This is a genomic window from Amycolatopsis roodepoortensis (genome assembly GCF_014873915.1).
Classification (GTDB): domain Bacteria; phylum Actinomycetota; class Actinomycetes; order Mycobacteriales; family Pseudonocardiaceae; genus Amycolatopsis; species Amycolatopsis roodepoortensis.
The window spans coordinates 1858466-1877325 of record NZ_JADBEJ010000005.1; the positions used below are offsets into that span (position 1 = coordinate 1858466).

The following is an 18860-nucleotide window of genomic DNA, read 5'->3' on the forward strand; positions in this document are numbered from 1 at the left end:
GAGACCGGAAACTGTCCGGCAACCGACCGACACAGGGGGTCCACCGGAAGTAGGATCACTGCCCTCTGGTGGTTCATCCGGTTCCACGGTGGACGCTGAGCTGCTTGAATGCCGCAAGGGGTTGAAGCCCCCGAAGCAAGACGGCAACGCATTACCCGGCCCCGCCGCTAGGCGGGGCGCCCGCGCCAGCGGGCGTACAGGCGATAAGGAGCCTGCGATGGCCCAGGAGAACACGTCCACCGGTACCCCGGCACCGCACCCGGTACCGCACGCGCTCGGTGGCGGGCACCCCGCACCCCCCGTGCCGCCCGCCGAGCCCAGCCCGTCCGCTTGGGGCAGGGTCGACGAAGAAGGAACGGTCTACGTCACCACACCCGACGGCGAGCGCGCGGTCGGTGTCTGGCAGGCCGGGAGCCCGGACGAGGGCCTGCTCCATTACGCGCGCCGCTTCGACGACCTGCGCACCGAGGTCGAGCTGCTGGAGACGCGGCTGGAGTCCGGCGCGGGCGATCCGAAGCACGCCCTGGCGACGGCCACCCAGCTGCGTGACGGCCTGGCCGAAGCCGCCGTCGTCGGCGACATCGCCGCGCTGAGCGGCCGCATCGAGCAGGTCATCTCCCACGCCGAGAAGGCACTGGCCGCGGCCAAGCAGGAACGCGAGGAGGCCCGCGCGGCCGCCGTCGTCCGCAAGCAGGCCCTCGCCGACGAGGCCGAGAAGCTCGCCGCCGAGTCGACCCAGTGGAAGGCCGCCGGCGACCGGCTGCGCGCCATCCTGGACGAGTGGAAGACCGTCAAGGGGGTCGACCGCAAGACCGACGACGAGCTGTGGAAGCGGTTCTCCAAGGCCCGTGAGGCGTTCAACCGGCGTCGGGGCTCGCATTTCGCCGAGCTCGACAAGCAGCGCGCGGGCGCCAAGCACCGCAAGGAAGAGCTGATCGCCGAGGCCGAAGCGCTCTCGGAGTCGTCGGACTGGGGCGAGACGGCGGGCCGCTACAAGGACCTGATGACCGAGTGGAAGGCCGCCGGCCGCGCCCCCAAGGACAGCGACGAGGCGCTCTGGCAGCGTTTCCGCGCGGCGCAGGACAAGTTCTTCGCCCGGCGGTCCGCGGTGTTCTCCGAGCGGGACGCCGAATTCGCGACCAACGCGCAGCAGAAGGAAGAGCTGCTCGTCGAGGCCGAGAAGATCGACCCGGCGGCCAACCTCGACGCGGCGAAGCAGCACATGCGGCGTATCCAGGACCAGTGGGACGAGATCGGCAAGGTCCCGCGTGAGCGCATCCGCGAACTGGACGGGCGGCTGAAGGCCGTGCAGGACGCGATCAAGGCGGCGGAGGACAGCAAGTGGCGCCGGACCGACCCGGAGGCGCAGGCCAGGGCGGCGCAGTTCCGCGAGCGGGTCGAGCAGTTCGAGTCGCAGGCGGCGAAGGCCCGTGCGGCGGGCGACGAACGGCGCGCGAAGAAGGCGGACGAGCAGGCCGCGCAGTGGCGTGAGTGGCTCGAGGCGGCGGAAGCTGCCATCGCGGACCGGTAGGTCTCAAATGCGCGTGAAGGCCCCCTTCCCTCGGCTGAGCCGAGGGAAGGGGGCCTTCACGCGCTTGGATCGCAGGCGGTCGCCTTCGCGCCGGCTACGGAGGTCGCGAAAGCCACTTTCGCAACGTTGAAGGTTGCGAAAGTGGCTTTCGCATCGCCGGCGCGCATCACTCCACTGTGGAGGGACGCGTCGCACGTTCGCGCGTATTCGAGCGCTCTCCGCGCTCAACCGTGGTCGACTTCGATCATGAACCAGACACTGATTCCCCCAGTACGCCGGGCGTTCGCCGCCCTGGCGATCAGTTGTGCTCTGGTGGCCGGGCTCGCCCCGGCCGCGGCGGCGACCGGTTCCCCGGCACCGCTCCCGGCCTCCTCCGAAGCCGGAAAGAAGAAGGTCAAGCTCGACGCCTCGCTCAGCAAGAAGCAGGTCAAGGTCAACGAGAAGGTCACCCTCAAGGGGACTCTGCAGGCACAGGAAGGCGCCGACGGCACGGACAGCCTCGAAGCGATCATCGTCCAGCAGCTTCAGGGCAGTGTCTGGGTGAACATCGCCGACACGACCTGCCGGCCCAACTCGACGTTCTCCCTGAAGCTGAGCTTCTCCTTCAGCGCGGTGGTCACGCTGAGGGCCTATCACCCGGAAACGACGCTCTACGCGAGCGCGTACACGTCCAGCAACCTCACCCTGCGGGTCGGCTAGGTCGTGTCCTGCAGGTCTGTTCGATGGGCTTCGTGATCCAGGTGGTTCCTGGCGGTGCGGGCGGATCGGCCTCGTACCGGGTCGTACTCGGCCGCGTCCGCCCGTGCCGTCAGGGGCCGCCTGGGCACGAAGACCGCGAACAAGACTTGCAGGACACGGCCTAGCTCCGCGAGAACGCGGCCCGCATCCAGTAGATGGCCAGCGCGACGGTGGCGATCCAGGCGACGATCAGCCCGAAGCCCGGACCGCCACCGACCGCGCCGGTCGCGTTCGAGGACTGCTGGGACCAGATCGCGAGCATTCCGTCGACGGAGGCGAACCAGCCGCCCGCGGCGCAGACCCAGGCCAGCCACCAGCGCCGGGTCACCAGCGTGACGGCGGAGACGAACACCCCGACCCCGGTGGAGGTCGCGGCGAACAGTTGCGGGATCCCGCCGCCCCTGCCGAGCAGCACCTCCCAGCCGGCGTGCTCGCCGACCCAGGGCAGCAGCTGGGCGACCAGGAGCACGAACACCAGCACGGCGATGGTGAACCCGCGCCTGCCCAGTTCGATCGTCTTGGCCGCGCGTTCGCCGACTTCGTCGATCTCGGCGGCGAGTTCGTCGATCTTCGGTTCGGTCACAGTGCACACCCGCTCACCGGTTCCGGCGTGACGGCCGGGGCACCGAAGCCCGGCAGGCCCAGCGTCACGCCGTTGGTCTTCGGCCGCAGCCCGGCCTCGGAGTTGTCGCCCGCCTTGGTGCGGCGGTGCGACAGCAGGTCGCCGTCGGCGACGAGATGGTGCGGAGCGCCGTAGGTCACCACGGTCTCGACGACGTCGCCGGGCCGCACCGAACGGTCCACGAGCGGCCCGGTCGGCGTGAAGTGGACGAGCCTGCCGTCCCGCGCACGTCCGCTCATGCGCTGGGTCTCGGTGTCTTTGCGGCCCTCGCCGGAGGCCACCAGCAGCTCGACGCGCCGTCCGACGATCTTCTTGTTCTCGTCCCAGGAGATGTCGTTCTGCAGTTTCACGAGCCGTTCGTAGCGCTCCTGCACGACCTCCTTCGGCAGCTGCCCGTCCATCTCGGCGGCGGGCGTGCCCGGCCGGATCGAGTACTGGAAGGTGAACGCGCTGGAGAACCGCGCCTGCGCGACGACGTCGAGCGTCGCCTGGAAGTCTTCCTCGGTCTCGCCGGGGAAACCGACGATGATGTCGGTGGTGATCGCGGCGTCGGGCATGGACTCGCGCACGCGGTCGAGGAGCTTGAGGTAACGCGCCGAACGGTAGGACCGCTTCATCTCGCGCAGGACCCGGTCCGACCCGGACTGCAGGGGCATGTGCAGCTGGTGGCACACGTTCGGCGTCTCGGCCATCGCGTCGATGACGTCCTCGGTGAACGCCGCCGGATGCGGCGAGGTGAACCGGACGCGTTCCAGCCCGTCCACCGAACCGCAGGCGCGCAGCAGCTTCCCGAACGCGAGCCGGTCGCCGAATTCGACACCGTAGGAGTTCACGTTCTGGCCAAGGAGGGTCACTTCCAGCACGCCTTCGGCGACGAGCGCCTCGACCTCGGCGAGGATCTCGCCGGGGCGGCGGTCGCGTTCCTTGCCGCGCAGCGCCGGGACGATGCAGAACGTGCAGGTGTTGTTGCAGCCGACCGAGATCGACACCCAGCCCGCGTACGCCGAATCGCGCTTCGCCGGGAGCGTCGAAGGGAAGGTCTCGAGCGATTCGAGGATCTCGACCTCGGCCTCGGCGTTGTGCCGCGCGCGCTCCAGCAGCGTCGGCAGCGAACCGATGTTGTGCGTGCCGAAGACGACGTCGACCCAGGGCGCGCGCTTGACGATCTCGCCGCGGTCCTTCTGGGCGAGGCAGCCGCCGACGGCGATCTGCATGTCCGGCTTCGCCGTCTTCTGCGGGCGCAGATGGCCGAGGGTGCCGTACAGCTTGTTGTCCGCGTTCTCCCGCACCGCGCAGGTGTTGAACACGATCAGGTCGGGTGTGGCCTCGCCGTCACCCGGAACGTAGCCGGCGTCCTCGAGCTGCCCGGCAAGACGTTCGGAGTCATGCACGTTCATCTGGCAGCCGAAGGTGCGGATCTGGTAAGTGCGCGCGCTCATCTCGCCTTCGAGGGTACGCGGGCGGGGTTACATGGCACGATCGACCCTCATGAGGAGACCAGGGGTGCTCGCGGTGGTGCTCGCCGTGGTCTGTGCCCTGGTCACCGGGTGCGGGCCCGATCTCTCCGGGACGAAGGTGCGGATCGCGGCGGGGCTCAACGGCGGCGTCTACGACAAACTGGCCGAGGCGCTGGCCGACGCGTGGGCCGCGCAACTGGACACCGAGCGGCCGGTGATCCAGGAGACCCAGGGCTCGCCCGACAACGTCGGTCGGGTGCGGGCGGGGAAGGCCGACGTCGCGTTCGTGGCGGCCGACGTGGCCGCCGACGACACCGCCGGGCTGGCCGCGCTGGCCCGGGTGCACGACGACTATCTGCACGTCATCGTCCGTGCCGACTCGTCGATCAAGTCGTTCGCGCAGCTGCGCGGGCACAAGGTCGCGATCGGTTCGCCGGATTCGGGCGTCGAGTTCCTGTCGAAGCAGCTGCTGAAGGCGTCGGGGCTGACCGGCGCGATCGACCGGCGCAATCTCGGCCTCCCCGAGGCGCTGCCCGCGCTGGAGAACCGGCAGATCGACGCCGTCATCTGGTCGGGTGGCCTGCCGACGCCGTCGATCACCGAGAAGGTGCACACGGTCGGCCTGCGGCTGCTCGACATCACCGATCTCGCCGACGCGCTGCGCGCCACCAGCCCGGTGTACCGGACGGCGACCATCCCGGTGACGGCCTACAACCTGCCGTCGCCGGTGACCACGCTCGTGCTGCCGAACTTCCTGGTGGTGCCGGCGTCGATGAACGACGACCTCGCCGAGGCGCTGGTGCGCGGGCTGTTCGACGCGCGGGCTCAGCTGGTCAAGGCGGCGGGCGCGGCGTTGTCGATCGACATCCATCCCGCCATCGAGACCTCTCCCCTGCCGCTGCATCCCGGCGCGCTGCGCTATTTCCGATCACTCAAGGACTAGCACTGTTTAGAGGCAGGGTCACGGTCACCTGAAGGCCGCCGCCTTCGGGTGAGCCGAGCCGCAGCGAACCGTCCGAGCGGGCCAGGATCTCGGTGACGATCGCCAGGCCGAGGCCGGATCCGGGCACGTTCTGATGCGCGGTGCTGCGCCAGAACCGGTCCGCCGCGCGGTCCAGCTCGTCTTCGCGCAGGCCGGGGCCGTGGTCGCGGACGGCGATGTCGACCTTCCCGTCCGTGGTGGTGACGTCCACCCGCACCTCGGTGCCCGGCTCGGTGAACTTGAGCGCGTTGTCCAGCAGCGCGTCGAGGACCACTTCGAGGCCGCGGGCCGGCGTGAGCACCCGCAGCCCGCCGCCCAGCCCGGTCGCCACCAGCGTGATGTCGCGAGCCGCGCCGACCACCGTCCAGTCGGCGACCCGGGCGCCGACCACCTCGTCGAGACCGACCGGCACCAGTTCGCCGCCCGAGGCCTCGGCGCGGGCCAGCGAGAGGAGTTCGTCGAGGATCTGGTTGAGCCGTCGCGCGTCGACGACGGCGGCTTCGAGGTCGGCCGCGGCGAGGTCGTCGTCGACGTGGCCGTCGAGGTTGCCGAGCCGGATCTTCAACGCGGTCAACGGGTTCCGCAGCTGATGGGAGGCGTCGGCGACGAACGCGCGCTGCGCCGACAGTGCCTCGTCGACGCTGGCGGCCATGCGGTCGAAGGACCGTTCGAGCTGCCGCAGCTCCGGCGGCCCGCCGGTCTCCCCCACCCGTTTGACCTCGCGACCGCTGACCACGGAGGCGACCAGCTCACCGGTGGCGTCGTCGAGCCGCCGGACCGGGCGCAGGATCCAGCGCACCACCGGCACCGCGACCAGCAGCGCGAGCCCGAACGCCAGCACCGCGCCCGCCGCGATGAGCACCCACCACCACAGCAGTTCGGTGCGGGCCTTGCCGGTCGAGGAGACGGTGATGACCGCGCCCCGCACCTCGCCGTCGATGAGGATCGGCTCGGCCAGCACCAGTGGCTCGGTGTTCCACGGCATCAGCAGCGGTCCGGGTTCCGAACGCCGCCCGGCCAGCGCCTGCTGCAGATGGGAGGCGATGACGGGGTCCTTGAGCTCGATCCCCACCTCGCCGGGCCCGCCCGCCACGGCCTCGCCGTCCTGGTCGACGATCGCCACCGGCACGTCGTAGACCTCGGTGTAGCGGTGGAGCTCGTCCACGATCAGGTCCGGCCGGTTCTCCACCAGCGGGCGCTGGGCCAGCGACGCGAACCGGGAGGTGTCGGTGAGACGGTCGAGGAAGAGGTCGAGCTGCACACTGGCCGCCACGCTGAGCGCGAGCGGGATGCCGAGGCCGAACACGAGCGCCGCGACCAGCGTCAGCACGATCGCCTGGAGGCGGACGCGCACCGGCTCAGCCCTCTTCGGCCGGACCGTAGGCGCCGCCGAGGCGGTACCCGACGCCGCGGACGGTCTCGATCAGCGCGGGCCTGCCCAGTTTGGTCCGCAGGGTGGCGACGTGGACGTCGAGCGACCGGCTCTCCGCCGGGCCGCGGTGCCCCCAGACCTCGTTCAGCACGTGATCACGGGCGCAGACCGCGCCGCGGGCGGTGACCACCAGCGCGAGCACCTGGAATTCCTTGCGGGACAACGAAACCGGCTGCCCGTCGACCTGCACCTCATGGCGCCCGATATCGACCGAGACGTCACCCGCCCGAATGACGCCCGGCGGTTCGGGCGCGGCTGGCCGTTCCCCGCGGCGACGGCGCACGGCCTCGACGCGGGCGACCAGCTCGTCGACGTCGTAGGGCTTGACCAGATAGTCGTCGGCGCCGGACCGCAGCCCCTGGATCCGGTCGTCGACCTCGCCCCGCGCCGAAACGACGATCACCGCGACGTCGCTGACCGCGCGGATCCGGCGGCACAGCACGATCCCGTCGATGTCGGGGAGCCCCAGGTCGAGCAGCACGACGTCGACCTCGTGCACCAGATCGAGCACCCCGGCGCCGGAGGCGAGGCGTTTGATCGTCAGGCCGCGCCGGGTCAGCGCGGGCGTCAGGGCACCCGCGACCCGGTCGTCGTCCTCCACCAGCAGTACCCGCACCCGTGTTTTCCCTTTCACGCCGTCACCGCCACCGCGACGACTTGAAGAACGACTCTATGGGGTGAGTCACCTCTCGCGCTGCCCGTACCGCTGGGCCGGATGGCCCTGTGAGGGATCCACTGCACCCCGTAATGGTCACGATGCGTCACAGATCTGCTGTGACCCCGGTTACGAGGCACCCCCGCTTTGTCTAGGCTGATCAGCGCCGGACAGAGGTGGACCGGGCCGTCCGGTGGCTTGAGAACGATACGGACTTGAAACCCTAAGTATTGGTCAAGCCGTCTTTACAAGCGGTCCGACGGGAGTAGGTTTCCGCCATCGCGTGGTGCCTGACCCCGCAGTCCCCTGCAAACGAACGCTCCTGGAGGCCAGATGACCGCGGAGGTGGCGGCGCCGATGATCAAGGCGGCCGCCGTGAACAAGTACTTCGGCGACCTGCACGTGCTCAAGGAGATCAACCTCGAGGTGCCGCGCGGGCAGGTCGTGGTCGTGCTCGGGCCGTCCGGGTCTGGCAAGTCGACGCTGTGCCGGGCGATCAACCGGCTGGAACCCATCAACTCCGGTGAGATCGCGGTGGACGGCGTTCCGCTGCCCGCCGAGGGAAAGGCGCTGGCCGCGCTGCGTGCCGACGTCGGCATGGTCTTCCAGTCGTTCAACCTGTTCGCGCACAAGACGATCGTCGAGAACGTCATGCTCGCGCCGATGAAAGTCCGCAAGGTCAACTCGGCCGAGGCCCGCAAGACCGCGATGGACCTGCTCGAACGAGTCGGTATCGCCAACCAGGCCGACAAGTACCCGGCGCAGCTCTCCGGCGGGCAGCAGCAGCGTGTGGCGATCGCCCGCGCGCTGGCCATGCGCCCCAAGGTGATGCTGTTCGACGAGCCGACCTCGGCACTGGACCCGGAGATGGTCCAGGAAGTCCTCGACGTGATGACCACGCTCGCCAAGGACGGGATGACGATGCTCGTCGTCACCCACGAGATGGGCTTCGCGCGGCGCGCGGCGAACCGGGTGGTGTTCATGTCCGACGGCGAGATCGTCGAGGACTCCACCCCGGACGAGTTCTTCACCAAGCCGAAGACGGATCGTGCCAAGGACTTCCTCGGCAAGATCCTGACCCACTGAGGTCTTCCCCGCCGGCCGGTATGGCTGGACAAGATTCGGAAGGAAACTGAGAACAATGCGGTTGAACCGAGTTCTGCGAATGAGCGCGGCCGTCGTGGCGGCCGGTCTCGCCCTCTCCGCCTGTGGTGGCGGCGGTGGGTCGGACGCCGGCAGCGGCTCCAGCGGCGCCAAGAACGTGGTGGCGAAGGCCAAGAGCGACAAGAAGCTCGTCATCGGCATCAAGTTCGACCAGCCCGGTCTCGGCCAGAAGCAGGCCGACGGCACCTACGCCGGTTTCGACGTCGACGTGGCGAAGTACATCGCCAAGGAGCTCGGCGTCGAAGAGTCGGGGATCACCTGGAAGGAAGCGCAGTCCGCGCAGCGTGAGGACCTGATCAAGAAGGGTGAGGTCGACTTCATCGTCGCCACCTACTCGATCACCGACAAGCGCAAGAACGAGGTCTCCTTCGCGGGCCCGTACTTCATCGCCCACCAGGACCTGCTGGTCCGCGCCGACTCCACCGACATCACCGGCCCGGAGTCGTTGACCGGCAACAAGAAGCTCTGCTCGGTCAAGGGTTCGACCCCGGCGCAGAACGTCAAGGAGAAGTACGCCAAGGAGGTTCAGCTCGAAGAGCGCGGCAAGTACACCGACTGCGTCACCTCGCTGCTGAACAAGACCGTCGACGCGATGACCACCGACGACGTCATCCTGGGCGGCTACGCCGCGCAGCAGCCCGGCAAGCTGAAGCTGGTCGGCAAGGGCTTCACCGACGAGAAGTACGGCGTCGGCCTGAAGAAGGACGACAACGAGAGCATCACCGCGATCAACAACGCGATCAAGAAGATGCAGCAGGACGGCGCGTGGAAGGCCGCTCTGGAGAAGAACGTCGGCCCGTCGGGCTACAAGATCCCCGAGCCCCCGGCCATCTCCTGACACCCGGCTCTCGCTGAGCCGCTGAACTGAAGGAATCGAACGGTGCGCCGTGTACCGCGGCGCACCGTTCCCATACCGAGGCTGGGTTGAGCACCTTGTTCGATTTCCTCGACAATCCCAATTACGACTTGCTCGGCGCCTTCTGGATGACGATCAAGCTCACCTTCTTCTCCGCGATCGGTTCCCTGATCTGGGGCACCATCCTGGTGGGGATGCGGGTGAGCCCGGTTCCGATCATGCGGGCGTTCGGCACCGCCTACGTCAACATCTTCCGGAACACCCCGCTGACGGTGATCATCGTCTTCACCTCGCTGGGATTGTCCTCCACCCTGGGGCTCAACCTGGCCTCGTCGGAGTCGACGACGTCGTTGGAGGACAACGCCTTCCGGCTCGCGATCCTCGGCTTCGTCGCCTACACCGCCACGTTCGTCTGTGAATCGCTGCGGTCGGGTATCAACACCGTCCCGGTCGGCCAAGCGGAAGCGGCCCGCGCGCTGGGGCTCGGCTTCGTCCAGGTGCTGACCCTGATCGTGCTGCCGCAGGCGTTCCGGTCGGTGATCGCGCCGCTGGCGAACGTCATGATCGCGCTGTTGAAGAACACCACGGTCGCGTCGATCATCGGTGTCGCCGAGGCGTCGCTGCTGATGTCGGACATGATCGAGAACGAGTCCGACTCGCTGCTCCTGGTCTTCCTGCTCTTCGCCGTCGGGTTCGTCATCCTGGTCCTCCCCCTCGGCCTGCTGCTGGGCTGGGTCGCCAAGAAGGTCGAGGTCAAGCGATGAGCAGCACGCAGACCGTTCTCTATGACATCCCCGGCCCGAAGGCGCGGGCACGGAACTGGCTCTACAGCGTCCTTTTCGTCCTCGTCTTGGCGCTGGTCGTCTACTACATCTACGTGGGCTTCGACGAGAAGGGCCAATGGGCGGGTGCGCTCTGGAAACCCTTCGTCGACGGTGCGACGTGGACCCAGTTCCTGCTTCCTGGCCTGCTCAACACCCTGAAGGCAGCCGGCCTGTCGATCGTGATCGCGTTGCCGATCGGTGCGCTGCTGGGCATCGGCCGGCTGTCCGACCACAAGTGGATCCGGGTCCCGGTCGGCGCGGTCGTCGAGTTCTTCCGGGCGATCCCGGTGCTGCTGCTGATGGTGTTCGCGGCCGCGTTCTACTCCTTCTACACGGACATCGACGCGGAGATCCGCCCGCTGTTCGCCGCGGTGACCGGACTGGTGCTTTACAACGGTTCGGTCATGGCCGAGGTGTTCCGCGCGGGGATCCTGTCGCTGCCCAAGGGCCAAGGCGAGGCCGCGTCCGCGCTGGGCATGCGCAAGACCCAGATCATGATGACCGTCCTGCTGCCGCAGGCGGTCACCCTGATGCTGCCCGCGCTGGTGAGCCAGCTCGTCGTCATCCTCAAGGACACCGCGCTGGCCGGTCAGCTGACCATCAACTTCGACGAGTTGATCCGGGCTTCCGGGCCGCTCACCGGTCTCTACGGCAACACGATCCCGACGCTGATCGTCATCGCGATCATCTTCATCGTGCTGAACCTGCTCCTGAGCTGGTTCGCGTCGTGGCTGGAGAACAAGCTGGCGCGGCGGAAGAAGGCGCCCAAGGGCGCCAAGCCGGTGCACGACGCACCCGCGTCCGTCGTCGACGCCACCGACTTCAACACCGGTCGGTCGCTGTAGCTCCGTAAGTACATGAAGGCCCCCTTCCTTGCGCCCAGGTACAGGAAGGGGGCCTTCATGTAATTCGGGATAGGCCTCTTGGTCCTGTCGGGACAGCGGCCGCTCGGCTAGCGTCGGCCGTATGGCGGACCAGGCCGCGACGCTGCTCGAAGCGCTGCCGGACCTGGCGGGCAGGTCGGTCCTGGTCGTCGGGTGCGGCGATGGCCGCTATCCACGCCTGTTGCGACAAGAGGGCGCTCGCCGCGTGGTCGGCGTCGACGCGGATCAGACGTTGATCGCGGTCGCGCAACGCGAAGAGGAACGCGACCCCGTCGGGGTTTCGTACGAGGTCCACCAGCTCGCCCGGCTGCCGGTGATGGGCGTCTTCGACATCGTGCTGGCTTTCCTGGAGTCTCCTGAGCCGCTCGGTCGCGTCGCCGTGAGCCTGGTGACGGGCGGGCTGCTGGTGGTCGTCGCCACGAACGGGCTCAACTTGGAAGAAGGCCTGCGGGACAACGGTTTCCAGGACATCGTCCTGCGCCGCCACGAAAGCGGCGACGTGCACAGCGCCCGCAAAACGGGCTGAGTCGCGCACCCTGGTGTCGAGCCAGGCTGGCCGGGGCTATGAATCCCGGCCGGTCGCCGGACCGTGCGCGTCTGGCGGTATGGGACACACGGACCCCACACCGCCGCACCGGTACGACGGAACAGATTTCCCCGCCGTGCCGGGGCGTAGCGCGTGTGGGAGTCGAACCCACGTCACCGGGGTGAAAACCCGGTATCCCTTCCGCTGGACCAACGCGCCTTGGCCTGGAACACAGTCCGGCGCGCGCCGCGCACCGGACTGCTTCGTTCCAGAAATTCAGGGTCACCAAAAGAAAAGCCGCCCGTTCGGTTTCCCGAAGGGCGGCTCCACGTGTGCGACGTCCGGCTAGGACGGCGGCGTGGAGCCGTGTTTCTCTTCCATGCCAAGGAACATGGCGTAACAACGTCGCGTCATGTGTCCTCCTTGGTCGGTGTGCGGTAAGTGTGCGACAGGCATAGGGGCGGCGGCAACCGATTTAGCTCGTGAGTGGTAAGGACGGTTAGAACCGTCCTTACCACTCACGAGAGGTGACTACTTGTCCCGCCGGAAAAGCTTGTTCCCCAGCCACACGATGGGGTCGTACTTCCGGTCGGCGACGCGTTCCTTCATCGGGATCAGCGCGTTGTCGGTGATGTGGATGCCCTCCGGGCATACGTCCGAGCAGCACTTGGTGATGTTGCAGTAGCCGAGCCCGTGCTCCTCCTGCGCCTCGTCACGCCGGTCGGCGACGTCGAGGGGGTGCATTTCGAGTTCGGCGATCCGCATCAGATACCGGGGGCCGGCGAAGGCCTCCTTGTTCTCCTCGTGGTCACGCACCACGTGGCAGGTGTTCTGGCACAGGAAGCACTCGATGCACTTGCGGAACTCCTGTGAGCGCTCGACGTCCACCTGCTGCATCCGGTACTCCCCCGGCTTGAGGTCAGGTGGCGGCGTGAACGACGGGATCTCGCGGGCCTTGGTGTAGTTGAACGACACGTCGGTCACCAGGTCGCGGATCACCGGGAACGTCCGCATCGGGGTCACGGTGATGACCTCGTCCTCGGTGAAGGTCGACATCCGGGTCATGCACAGCAGCCGCGGTTTGCCGTTGATCTCCGCCGAGCAGGATCCGCATTTGCCCGCCTTGCAGTTCCACCGCACCGCCAGGTCCGAGGCCTGGGTGGCCTGCAACCGGTGGATGATGTCGAGGACGACCTCGCCCTCGTTGACCTCGACGCTGTAGTCCTGCAGCTCCCCCGAATCGGCGTCACCGCGCCAGACCCGGAAACTCGCCTTGTAGCTCATGCCGGACTCCCGGGGTGCGAGGCCAGTTCTTCGTCGGTGTAGTACTTCCCCAGCTCGGACAGTTCGAAAAGCTCCAGCAGGTCCTGTCGCAGCGGGGTCTGTTCCTTGACCTCGATGCCGATCTCCGGCACCACCGGGTTGTCGCCCGGTGTGGCCGAGCAGACCAGGAGTTTGTTGCGCCACTGGGCGTCCATACCCGGGTGATCGTCGCGGGTGTGCCCGCCCCGGCTCTCGGTCCGCATCAACGCGGCCCGCGCCACGCATTCGCTGACCATCAGCATGTTCCGCAGATCGACGGCGAGATGCCAGCCGGGGTTGAACTGCCGGTGCCCTTCGACGGTGACCCGCTTGATCCGCTCGCGCAGTTCCCCGAGCTTCTCCAGCGCCCGCTCGATCTCCTCCGCCTTGCGGATGATGCCGACCAGATCGTTCATCGACTGCTGCAGCTCGGTGTGCAGGCTGTACGGGTTCTCCTCGACGCCGTCACCAGGCGGGTCGAACGGCGCGAGCGCCATCGCCGCGGCGGCGTCCACATCGGACTGACTGACCTTGGGGCGGTCCTTCAGTTCCGACACGTAGGACGCGGCGCCGAGGCCCGCACGACGGCCGAAGACCAGCAGATCCGACAGCGAGTTGCCGCCGAGCCGGTTCGAGCCGTGCATCCCGCCCGAGCACTCCCCAGCGGCGAACAGCCCCGGCACGCTCGACGACGCGGTATCCGGGTCGACCTCGATCCCGCCCATCACGTAGTGACAGGTGGGGCCGACCTCCATCGGCTCCTTGGTGATGTCGACGTCGGCGAGTTCCTTGAACTGGTGGTACATCGACGGCAGCCGCTTGCGGATCTCCTCCGCGGGCAGCCTGCTGGCGATGTCGAGGAAGACCCCGCCGTGCGGCGATCCCCGGCCGGCCTTGACCTCGGAGTTGATCGCGCGCGCCACCTCGTCCCGCGGCAGGAGATCCGGGGTGCGCCGGTTGTTGTCGGCGTCGGTGTACCAGCGGTCGGCTTCTTCCTCGCTGTCCGCGTACTGCCCCTTGAAGACCTCGGGAACGTACTCGAACATGAACCGCTTGTCCTCGGTGTTCTTGAGGACCCCGCCGTCACCGCGGACGCCTTCGGTGACCAGGATCCCCTTCACGCTCGGCGGCCAGACCATGCCGGTCGGGTGGAACTGGACGAACTCCATGTTGATGAGCTTCGCCCCGGCCCGTAGCGCCAGCGCGTGGCCGTCACCGGTGTACTCCCACGAGTTCGACGTGACCTTGAACGACTTGCCGATGCCGCCGGTGGCGAGCACCACCGCCGGCGTCTCGAACAGGATGAACCGGCCGCTCTCGCGCCAATACCCGAAGGCGCCCGAAATCCGGCTCTGTCCTTCCGGGGCACCCGGACCCGGGCTATCAGTCAGCAGTTCGGTGATCGTGCACTCGGCGAAGACCTTGATCCTCGCCTCGTAGTCACCGGTCTCCTTGAAGTCCTCCTGTTGCAGCGAAACGATTTTCTGCTGCATCGTGCGGATCAGTTCGAGCCCGGTGCGGTCGCCGACGTGCGCCAGGCGCGGGTACGTGTGCCCGCCGAAGTTCCGCTGGCTGATCCGGCCGTCGGCCGTGCGGTCGAACAGGGCGCCGTAGGTCTCCAGTTCCCAGACCCGGTCCGGCGCCTCCCTGGCGTGGAGTTCGGCCATCCGCCAGTTGTTGAGGAACTTCCCGCCGCGCATGGTGTCGCGGAAGTGCACCTGCCAGTTGTCGTTCGAGTTCGCGTTGCCCATCGACGCCGCGCAGCCGCCTTCGGCCATCACCGTATGCGCCTTGCCGAAGAGCGATTTGCACACCACCGCGACGCTGAAGCCACGTTCACGGGCTTCGATGACCGCGCGGAGACCGGCACCGCCGGCACCGATCACCACCACGTCGTAGTTGAGCCGTTCGACCTCGGTCATGAAAAGAGCCACCTCGAAGCTTGTCGCCGGGGACGGGAGATTCCCGCGCCGCTAGTTGATGAACCGCAGATCCGAAATCGCGCCGCTCGCCACGAGCATCACGTAGAGATCGGTCAGCACGAGCGTGCCGAGCGTCGTCCACGCCAGCGCCATGTGACGGGTGTTGAGCTTCGTCACCTGGGTCCAGATCCAGTAGCGCACCGGGTGTTTGGAGAAGTGCTTGAGCCTGCCGCCGGTCACGTGACGGCACGAGTGGCAGGACAACGTGTACGCCCACAACAGGATCACGTTGCCGAGTAGCACGATGTTGCCGAGCCCGAAACCGAAGCCGCCGGTCTTGCCGTGGAACGCGGTGATCGCGTCGTAGGTGTTGATCAGCGAGACGACCACGGCCACGTAGAAGAAGTAGCGGTGGGCGTTCTGGATGATCAGCGGCAGTCGCGTCTCACCGGTGTACTTCGCGTGCGGTTCGGCGACCGCGCAGGCGGGCGGCGAGAACCAGACGGCCCGGTAGTAGGCCTTGCGGTAGTAGTAGCAGGTCAGCCGGAAGCCCAGCAGAAACGGCAGGACGAGGAAGCCGAGCGGGATGAAGCTCGGCAACTCGCCGATCCAGGCCCCGAAATGCCGGGAGCCTTCAACACAGGATTCCGAGACGCAGGGCGAATAGAAGGGCGTCAGGTAGTGGTACTCGGGCACCCAGTAGGCGGTGCGCACGAAGGACCTGATCGTCGCGTAGATGATGAAGGCGGAGAGGCCGAGGACGGTCAGCAGCGGGGACAGCCACCACCGGTCGGTGCGCAGCGTTTTTTCGGCGATCCGGGCCCGCGACGGTGCGCGGACCCCCGTACCCCGTCCGGCCTCGTTGCCGGCGGGGGCGCTCACCGCTGGTCGCGCTTGTAGCCGCCGACGCCTTCGTCATCGGCGCCCTGCCACAGCGCCGGGTCGTAGGGCGTATCGGGAACTTGGACCCGGTCGGCGGCCTTCGCCTGAGCGGGCACCGCGTTCGGGGTCGTGTCGAGGTCGGTCGCGTCGATGTCGAGCCGCTCGACGTCGTTCGCCAGGCGCCGTACCGCCGAGGCGTCGCCGTATCGGGACCGCAGCGCGCCGACGCACTGCCTCAACTGACCGATGGCTCGCCGAAGCTCGGCGATCTCTGTGGTGGACATCGGTACCTCCCGATGGTCGGTTCGGTTGGCCGCTTGAGCCTTCGAAGGCCAGCGATTCCTCGCCGTCTCGACTCTGCCGCGCGTTGTGCAATGTGACAAGTAGCACAGTGGAACCTAGTGACGTGACGGAGGTCACGCGAGTCGATCTTCTGTATCGATTTTGATTCGGGCTTTCCCCTGGGTTACTGTGGCCACTGTCACGACCCAGCGACGTCAGCGTTGCCGTCCCGCGGACCACCACGACCAGTGATCCGGAGCCGGACAATGAGCACCGCCCCGAACGTCCACCCCATCATCGCCGAAGTCACCGAACGCATCGCGGCCCGCAGCGCCGAAACCCGCGCCGCGCATCTCGAGCGCGTCGCCGCCGCCCACGAGGAAGGGCCGGTGCGGCGCGGTCTCGACTGCAGCAACCTCGCCCACGGCTTCGCCGCGATGGAAGGTGTCGACAAAGCGGCACTGCGCGCCGCGCGGGCGCCGGGCGTCGCGATCGTCTCGTCCTACAACGACATGCTTTCGGCTCACCAGCCGATGCAGGAGTACCCCGCGATGCTGAAGGGCTCGGTCCGCCAGGCGGGCGGGGTCGCCCAGTTCGCCGGTGGCGTGCCCGCGATGTGCGACGGCGTCACCCAGGGCCGTCCGGGGATGGAGCTGTCGCTGTTCAGCCGCGAGGTGATCGCGATGTCGACCGCGATCGCGCTGTCCCACGACATGTTCGACGCGGCGCTGCTGCTCGGCGTCTGCGACAAGATCGTGCCCGGCCTGCTGATCGGGGCGCTGTCCTTCGGACACCTCCCGGCGATCCTGGTGCCCGCCGGGCCGATGAACTCGGGCCTGCCGAACAAGGAGAAGGCGCGCGTGCGCCAGCTCTACGCCGAGGGCAAGGCGACGCGCGAAGACCTGCTGGACGCCGAAGCGGCTTCGTACCACTCGGCGGGCACGTGCACCTTCTACGGCACCGCCAACTCCAACCAGATGGTCGTCGAGGTGATGGGCCTGCACCTGCCGGGCGCCAGCTTCGTGCAGCCGAACTCGGCGCTGCGGAAGGCGCTCACCGAAGAGGCCGGACGCCGCGTCGTGAAGCTTTCGCGGGGCGAGGAGTACACGCCGGTCTCGCGCGTGATCGACGAGAAGGCCGTCGTCAACGGTGTCATCGCGCTGCTCGCCACGGGCGGTTCGACCAACCACACGATGCATCTCGTCGCGATCGCCGCCGCCGCGGGCATCCAGCTGACCTGGGACGACTTCTCCGACCTGTCCTCGGTGATCCCCCTGCTGGCGCGCGTGTACCCGAACGGCAGCGCCGACATCAACCACTTCCACGCCGCCGGGGGCATCCAGTTCCTGGTCGGCACGCTGCTCGACGCGGGCCTGCTGCACGAGGACGTCCAGACCGTCGCCGGGCCGGGGCTGCACCGCTACCGGCAGGAGCCGATCCTCTCCGAAGGCGAGCTGGTCTGGCGTGACGTCCCGACCCGCAGCCTCGATGAGGACGTGCTGCGTCCGGTGTGGCGGCCGTTCGCCGCCGACGGTGGGCTGCGGATGGTCGCGGGCAACCTCGGCCGCGCGGTGATCAAGGTGTCGGCGGTGGCGCCGGAGCACCGGATCGTCCAGGCGCCGGCGCGGGTGTTCACCGACCAGAAGTCCTTCAAGGACGCTTTCGAGGCGGGCGAGCTGGACCGCGACGTCGTCGTGGTCATCCGGCAGCAGGGCCCGCAGGCCAACGGGATGCCGGAGCTGCACGGGCTCACCCCGGCGCTCGGGGTGCTGATGGACCGCGGGCACCAGGTGGCGTTGCTCACCGACGGCCGGATGTCGGGCGCGTCCGGCAAGATCCCCGCGGCGATCCAGGTGACGCCGGAAGCCGCCGTGGGAGGCCCGATCGCGCGGATCGCCGACGGCGACGTCGTCCGCCTCGACGCCAAGGCCGGGACGCTCGACGTCCTCGTGGGTGACGAAGAACTCGCCCGCCGTGAACTGGTGGATTCCCCGCCTTCGGAGGCATCCTGGACCGGCACCGGCCGGGAGCTGTTCGCGGCGCTGCGCCGAGCGGTCGGCCCCGCCGATCAGGGCGCGAGCGTGTTCGGACCGCTCACGCCGGAACACTTCGGCGCTCCGGCGCACACGTTGACCCCTGTGGAGGTAACCCAGTGACCACCGGCGCCGACCTGCTCGGCCTGTCCCCCGTGATGCCCGTCGTCGTGCTCGACGACGCCGACGACGCCGTGCCCACCGCGCGGGCCCTGCTCGCGGGAGGGATCGGCGTGATCGAGCTGACCCTGCGGACCCCGGCGGCACTCGCCTCGATCGAGCGGATCGCCGCGGAGGTCCCGGAGATCGTCATCGGCGCCGGGACCGTCACCGCGCCCGAGCACGCCAAGCAGGCCGCCGACGCCGGCGCGAAGTTCCTGGTGACCCCGGGCTGCACGGACGCCGTGCTGGACGCCGCGTTCGACACCGGCCTGCCGTTCCTGCCGGGCGCGAGCACGGTTTCGGAGGCGATGCGGCTGGCCGAACGCGGGCTGACCGCGCTGAAGTTCTTTCCCGCCGAGGCCAGCGGCGGGGTGGCGTACCTGAAGTCGATCGGCGGGCCGCTGCCCGGGCTCAAGTTCTGCCCGACCGGCGGGATCACCGTGAAGACCGCCCCGGACTATCTCGCACTGTCCAATGTGGGCTGCATCGGCGGATCGTGGCTGACTCCGAAGGACGCCTTGGCGGCCAAGGACTTCGGGAAGATCGAAGCCTTCGCGGCGGAGGCTTCGAAGCTCTGATCTCGGTGAGGGCCACTGGCGTGCCGAG

The 18860-nt window shown here is 68.3% G+C and carries 18 protein-coding genes and 1 tRNA gene; 10 read left to right on the forward strand and 9 right to left on the reverse strand.

All coding sequences use genetic code 11. The features are described 5' to 3' along the window. Positions 1-217: 217 nt before the first annotated feature. The gene (locus H4W30_RS28085) at positions 218-1531 is read left to right on the forward strand and encodes a DUF349 domain-containing protein (protein ID WP_192745564.1); all 1314 of its coding nucleotides are present in this window, start codon (positions 218-220) and stop codon (positions 1529-1531) included. Positions 1532-1777: 246 nt separating this feature from the next. Then, positions 1778-2230 (forward strand): hypothetical protein, encoded by a 453-nt coding sequence (locus tag H4W30_RS28090; protein ID WP_192745565.1) that lies wholly within the window; start codon positions 1778-1780, stop codon positions 2228-2230. A 160-nt stretch (positions 2231-2390) separates the two neighbouring features. On the opposite strand, the gene H4W30_RS28095 is transcribed toward H4W30_RS28090, so the two are convergent. Further along, complete coding sequence (locus tag H4W30_RS28095) at positions 2391-2852, reverse strand: Rv2732c family membrane protein (RefSeq protein ID WP_192745566.1); 462 nt, start codon at positions 2850-2852, stop codon at positions 2391-2393. After that, a complete protein-coding gene (miaB, locus tag H4W30_RS28100) occupies positions 2849-4330 on the reverse strand; it encodes a tRNA (N6-isopentenyl adenosine(37)-C2)-methylthiotransferase MiaB (protein ID WP_043848691.1) in 1482 nt (493 codons plus the stop codon). Before miaB ends, H4W30_RS28095 begins: the two co-directional genes overlap by 4 nt. A 49-nt stretch (positions 4331-4379) precedes the next feature. Between miaB and H4W30_RS28105 the strand changes: the two genes are divergently transcribed. Further along, on the forward strand, positions 4380-5291 hold the full coding sequence (locus tag H4W30_RS28105) for a TAXI family TRAP transporter solute-binding subunit (protein ID WP_192745567.1): 912 nt from the start codon (positions 4380-4382) through the stop codon (positions 5289-5291). Here H4W30_RS28105 and H4W30_RS28110 read toward each other — a convergent pair. Both H4W30_RS28110 and H4W30_RS28115 read right to left on the reverse strand, forming a co-directional pair. After that, positions 5281-6684 (reverse strand): sensor histidine kinase, encoded by a 1404-nt coding sequence (locus tag H4W30_RS28110; RefSeq protein ID WP_192745568.1) that lies wholly within the window; start codon positions 6682-6684, stop codon positions 5281-5283. The two genes, H4W30_RS28105 and H4W30_RS28110, sit on opposite strands and share 11 nt — an antisense overlap. A gap of 4 nt (positions 6685-6688) precedes the next feature. Further along, positions 6689-7378, reverse strand: a complete 690-nt coding sequence (locus H4W30_RS28115; RefSeq protein WP_185927233.1) for a response regulator transcription factor — start codon at positions 7376-7378, stop codon at positions 6689-6691. A gap of 396 nt (positions 7379-7774) precedes the next feature. Here H4W30_RS28115 and H4W30_RS28120 point away from each other — a divergent pair, with 396 nt between their 5' ends. The 5 genes from H4W30_RS28120 to H4W30_RS28140 all read left to right on the forward strand — a co-directional run bounded on the left by H4W30_RS28120 (position 7775) and on the right by H4W30_RS28140 (position 11671). Then, positions 7775-8503, forward strand: a complete 729-nt coding sequence (locus H4W30_RS28120) for an amino acid ABC transporter ATP-binding protein (RefSeq protein ID WP_173426348.1) — start codon at positions 7775-7777, stop codon at positions 8501-8503. Between the two features lie 55 nt (positions 8504-8558). Continuing rightward, positions 8559-9419, forward strand: a complete 861-nt coding sequence (locus tag H4W30_RS28125; RefSeq protein WP_192745569.1) for a glutamate ABC transporter substrate-binding protein — start codon at positions 8559-8561, stop codon at positions 9417-9419. 86 nt (positions 9420-9505) lie between these two features. Next, positions 9506-10201, forward strand: a complete 696-nt coding sequence (locus H4W30_RS28130; protein ID WP_219153394.1) for an amino acid ABC transporter permease — start codon at positions 9506-9508, stop codon at positions 10199-10201. Then, positions 10198-11106 (forward strand): amino acid ABC transporter permease, encoded by a 909-nt coding sequence (locus tag H4W30_RS28135; RefSeq protein WP_192745570.1) that lies wholly within the window; start codon positions 10198-10200, stop codon positions 11104-11106. The genes H4W30_RS28130 and H4W30_RS28135 overlap by 4 nt, the downstream gene beginning before the upstream one ends. Positions 11107-11227: 121 nt before the next feature. Continuing rightward, positions 11228-11671, forward strand: coding sequence for a class I SAM-dependent methyltransferase (locus H4W30_RS28140; RefSeq protein WP_192745571.1), 444 nt, complete (start codon positions 11228-11230; stop codon positions 11669-11671). A gap of 147 nt (positions 11672-11818) precedes the next feature. Here the strand turns inward: H4W30_RS28140 and H4W30_RS28145 are convergent. From H4W30_RS28145 to H4W30_RS28165, 5 genes are all read right to left on the reverse strand, one after another. Continuing rightward, a tRNA-Glu gene (locus H4W30_RS28145) sits at positions 11819-11890 on the reverse strand. 312 nt (positions 11891-12202) lie between these two features. Continuing rightward, the gene (locus H4W30_RS28150) at positions 12203-12955 is read right to left on the reverse strand and encodes a succinate dehydrogenase/fumarate reductase iron-sulfur subunit (RefSeq protein WP_192745572.1); all 753 of its coding nucleotides are present in this window, start codon (positions 12953-12955) and stop codon (positions 12203-12205) included. Further along, complete coding sequence (locus tag H4W30_RS28155) at positions 12952-14895, reverse strand: fumarate reductase/succinate dehydrogenase flavoprotein subunit (RefSeq protein ID WP_192745573.1); 1944 nt, start codon at positions 14893-14895, stop codon at positions 12952-12954. The genes H4W30_RS28150 and H4W30_RS28155 overlap by 4 nt, the downstream gene beginning before the upstream one ends. Before the next feature lie 51 nt (positions 14896-14946). Continuing rightward, positions 14947-15777 carry a hypothetical protein gene (locus H4W30_RS28160; RefSeq protein ID WP_192745574.1) on the reverse strand — a complete coding sequence of 277 codons (831 nt, stop codon included), beginning with the start codon at positions 15775-15777 and terminating at the stop codon, positions 14947-14949. Next, a complete protein-coding gene (locus H4W30_RS28165; protein WP_016332714.1) occupies positions 15774-16061 on the reverse strand; it encodes a hypothetical protein in 288 nt (95 codons plus the stop codon). Before H4W30_RS28165 ends, H4W30_RS28160 begins: the two co-directional genes overlap by 4 nt. 264 nt (positions 16062-16325) lie before the next feature. Between H4W30_RS28165 and edd the strand changes: the two genes are divergently transcribed. After that, entirely contained in the window at positions 16326-18215 is a 1890-nt protein-coding gene (gene edd / locus H4W30_RS28170; protein ID WP_192745575.1) for a phosphogluconate dehydratase, read from the forward strand. Continuing rightward, complete coding sequence (gene eda, locus H4W30_RS28175) at positions 18212-18832, forward strand: bifunctional 4-hydroxy-2-oxoglutarate aldolase/2-dehydro-3-deoxy-phosphogluconate aldolase (protein WP_192745576.1); 621 nt, start codon at positions 18212-18214, stop codon at positions 18830-18832. The genes edd and eda overlap by 4 nt, the downstream gene beginning before the upstream one ends. Positions 18833-18860 lie beyond the last annotated feature (28 nt).

Excerpts from the sequence above, each read along its gene's own strand:
- H4W30_RS28085 (WP_192745564.1), top strand. The coding sequence starts at position 218 with ATGGCCCAGGAGAACACGTCCACCGGTACCCCGGCACCGCACCCGGTA.
- H4W30_RS28090 (WP_192745565.1), top strand. The coding sequence starts at position 1,778 with ATGAACCAGACACTGATTCCCCCAGTACGCCGGGCGTTCGCCGCCCTG.
- miaB (WP_043848691.1), bottom strand. The coding sequence starts at position 4,330 with ATGAGCGCGCGCACTTACCAGATCCGCACCTTCGGCTGCCAGATGAAC.
- H4W30_RS28105 (WP_192745567.1), top strand. The coding sequence starts at position 4,380 with ATGAGGAGACCAGGGGTGCTCGCGGTGGTGCTCGCCGTGGTCTGTGCC.
- H4W30_RS28120 (WP_173426348.1), top strand. The coding sequence starts at position 7,775 with ATGATCAAGGCGGCCGCCGTGAACAAGTACTTCGGCGACCTGCACGTG.
- H4W30_RS28125 (WP_192745569.1), top strand. The coding sequence starts at position 8,559 with ATGCGGTTGAACCGAGTTCTGCGAATGAGCGCGGCCGTCGTGGCGGCC.
- H4W30_RS28135 (WP_192745570.1), top strand. The coding sequence starts at position 10,198 with ATGAGCAGCACGCAGACCGTTCTCTATGACATCCCCGGCCCGAAGGCG.
- H4W30_RS28140 (WP_192745571.1), top strand. The coding sequence starts at position 11,228 with ATGGCGGACCAGGCCGCGACGCTGCTCGAAGCGCTGCCGGACCTGGCG.
- H4W30_RS28150 (WP_192745572.1), bottom strand. The coding sequence starts at position 12,955 with ATGAGCTACAAGGCGAGTTTCCGGGTCTGGCGCGGTGACGCCGATTCG.
- H4W30_RS28155 (WP_192745573.1), bottom strand. The coding sequence starts at position 14,895 with ATGACCGAGGTCGAACGGCTCAACTACGACGTGGTGGTGATCGGTGCC.
- H4W30_RS28165 (WP_016332714.1), bottom strand. The coding sequence starts at position 16,061 with ATGTCCACCACAGAGATCGCCGAGCTTCGGCGAGCCATCGGTCAGTTG.
- edd (WP_192745575.1), top strand. The coding sequence starts at position 16,326 with ATGAGCACCGCCCCGAACGTCCACCCCATCATCGCCGAAGTCACCGAA.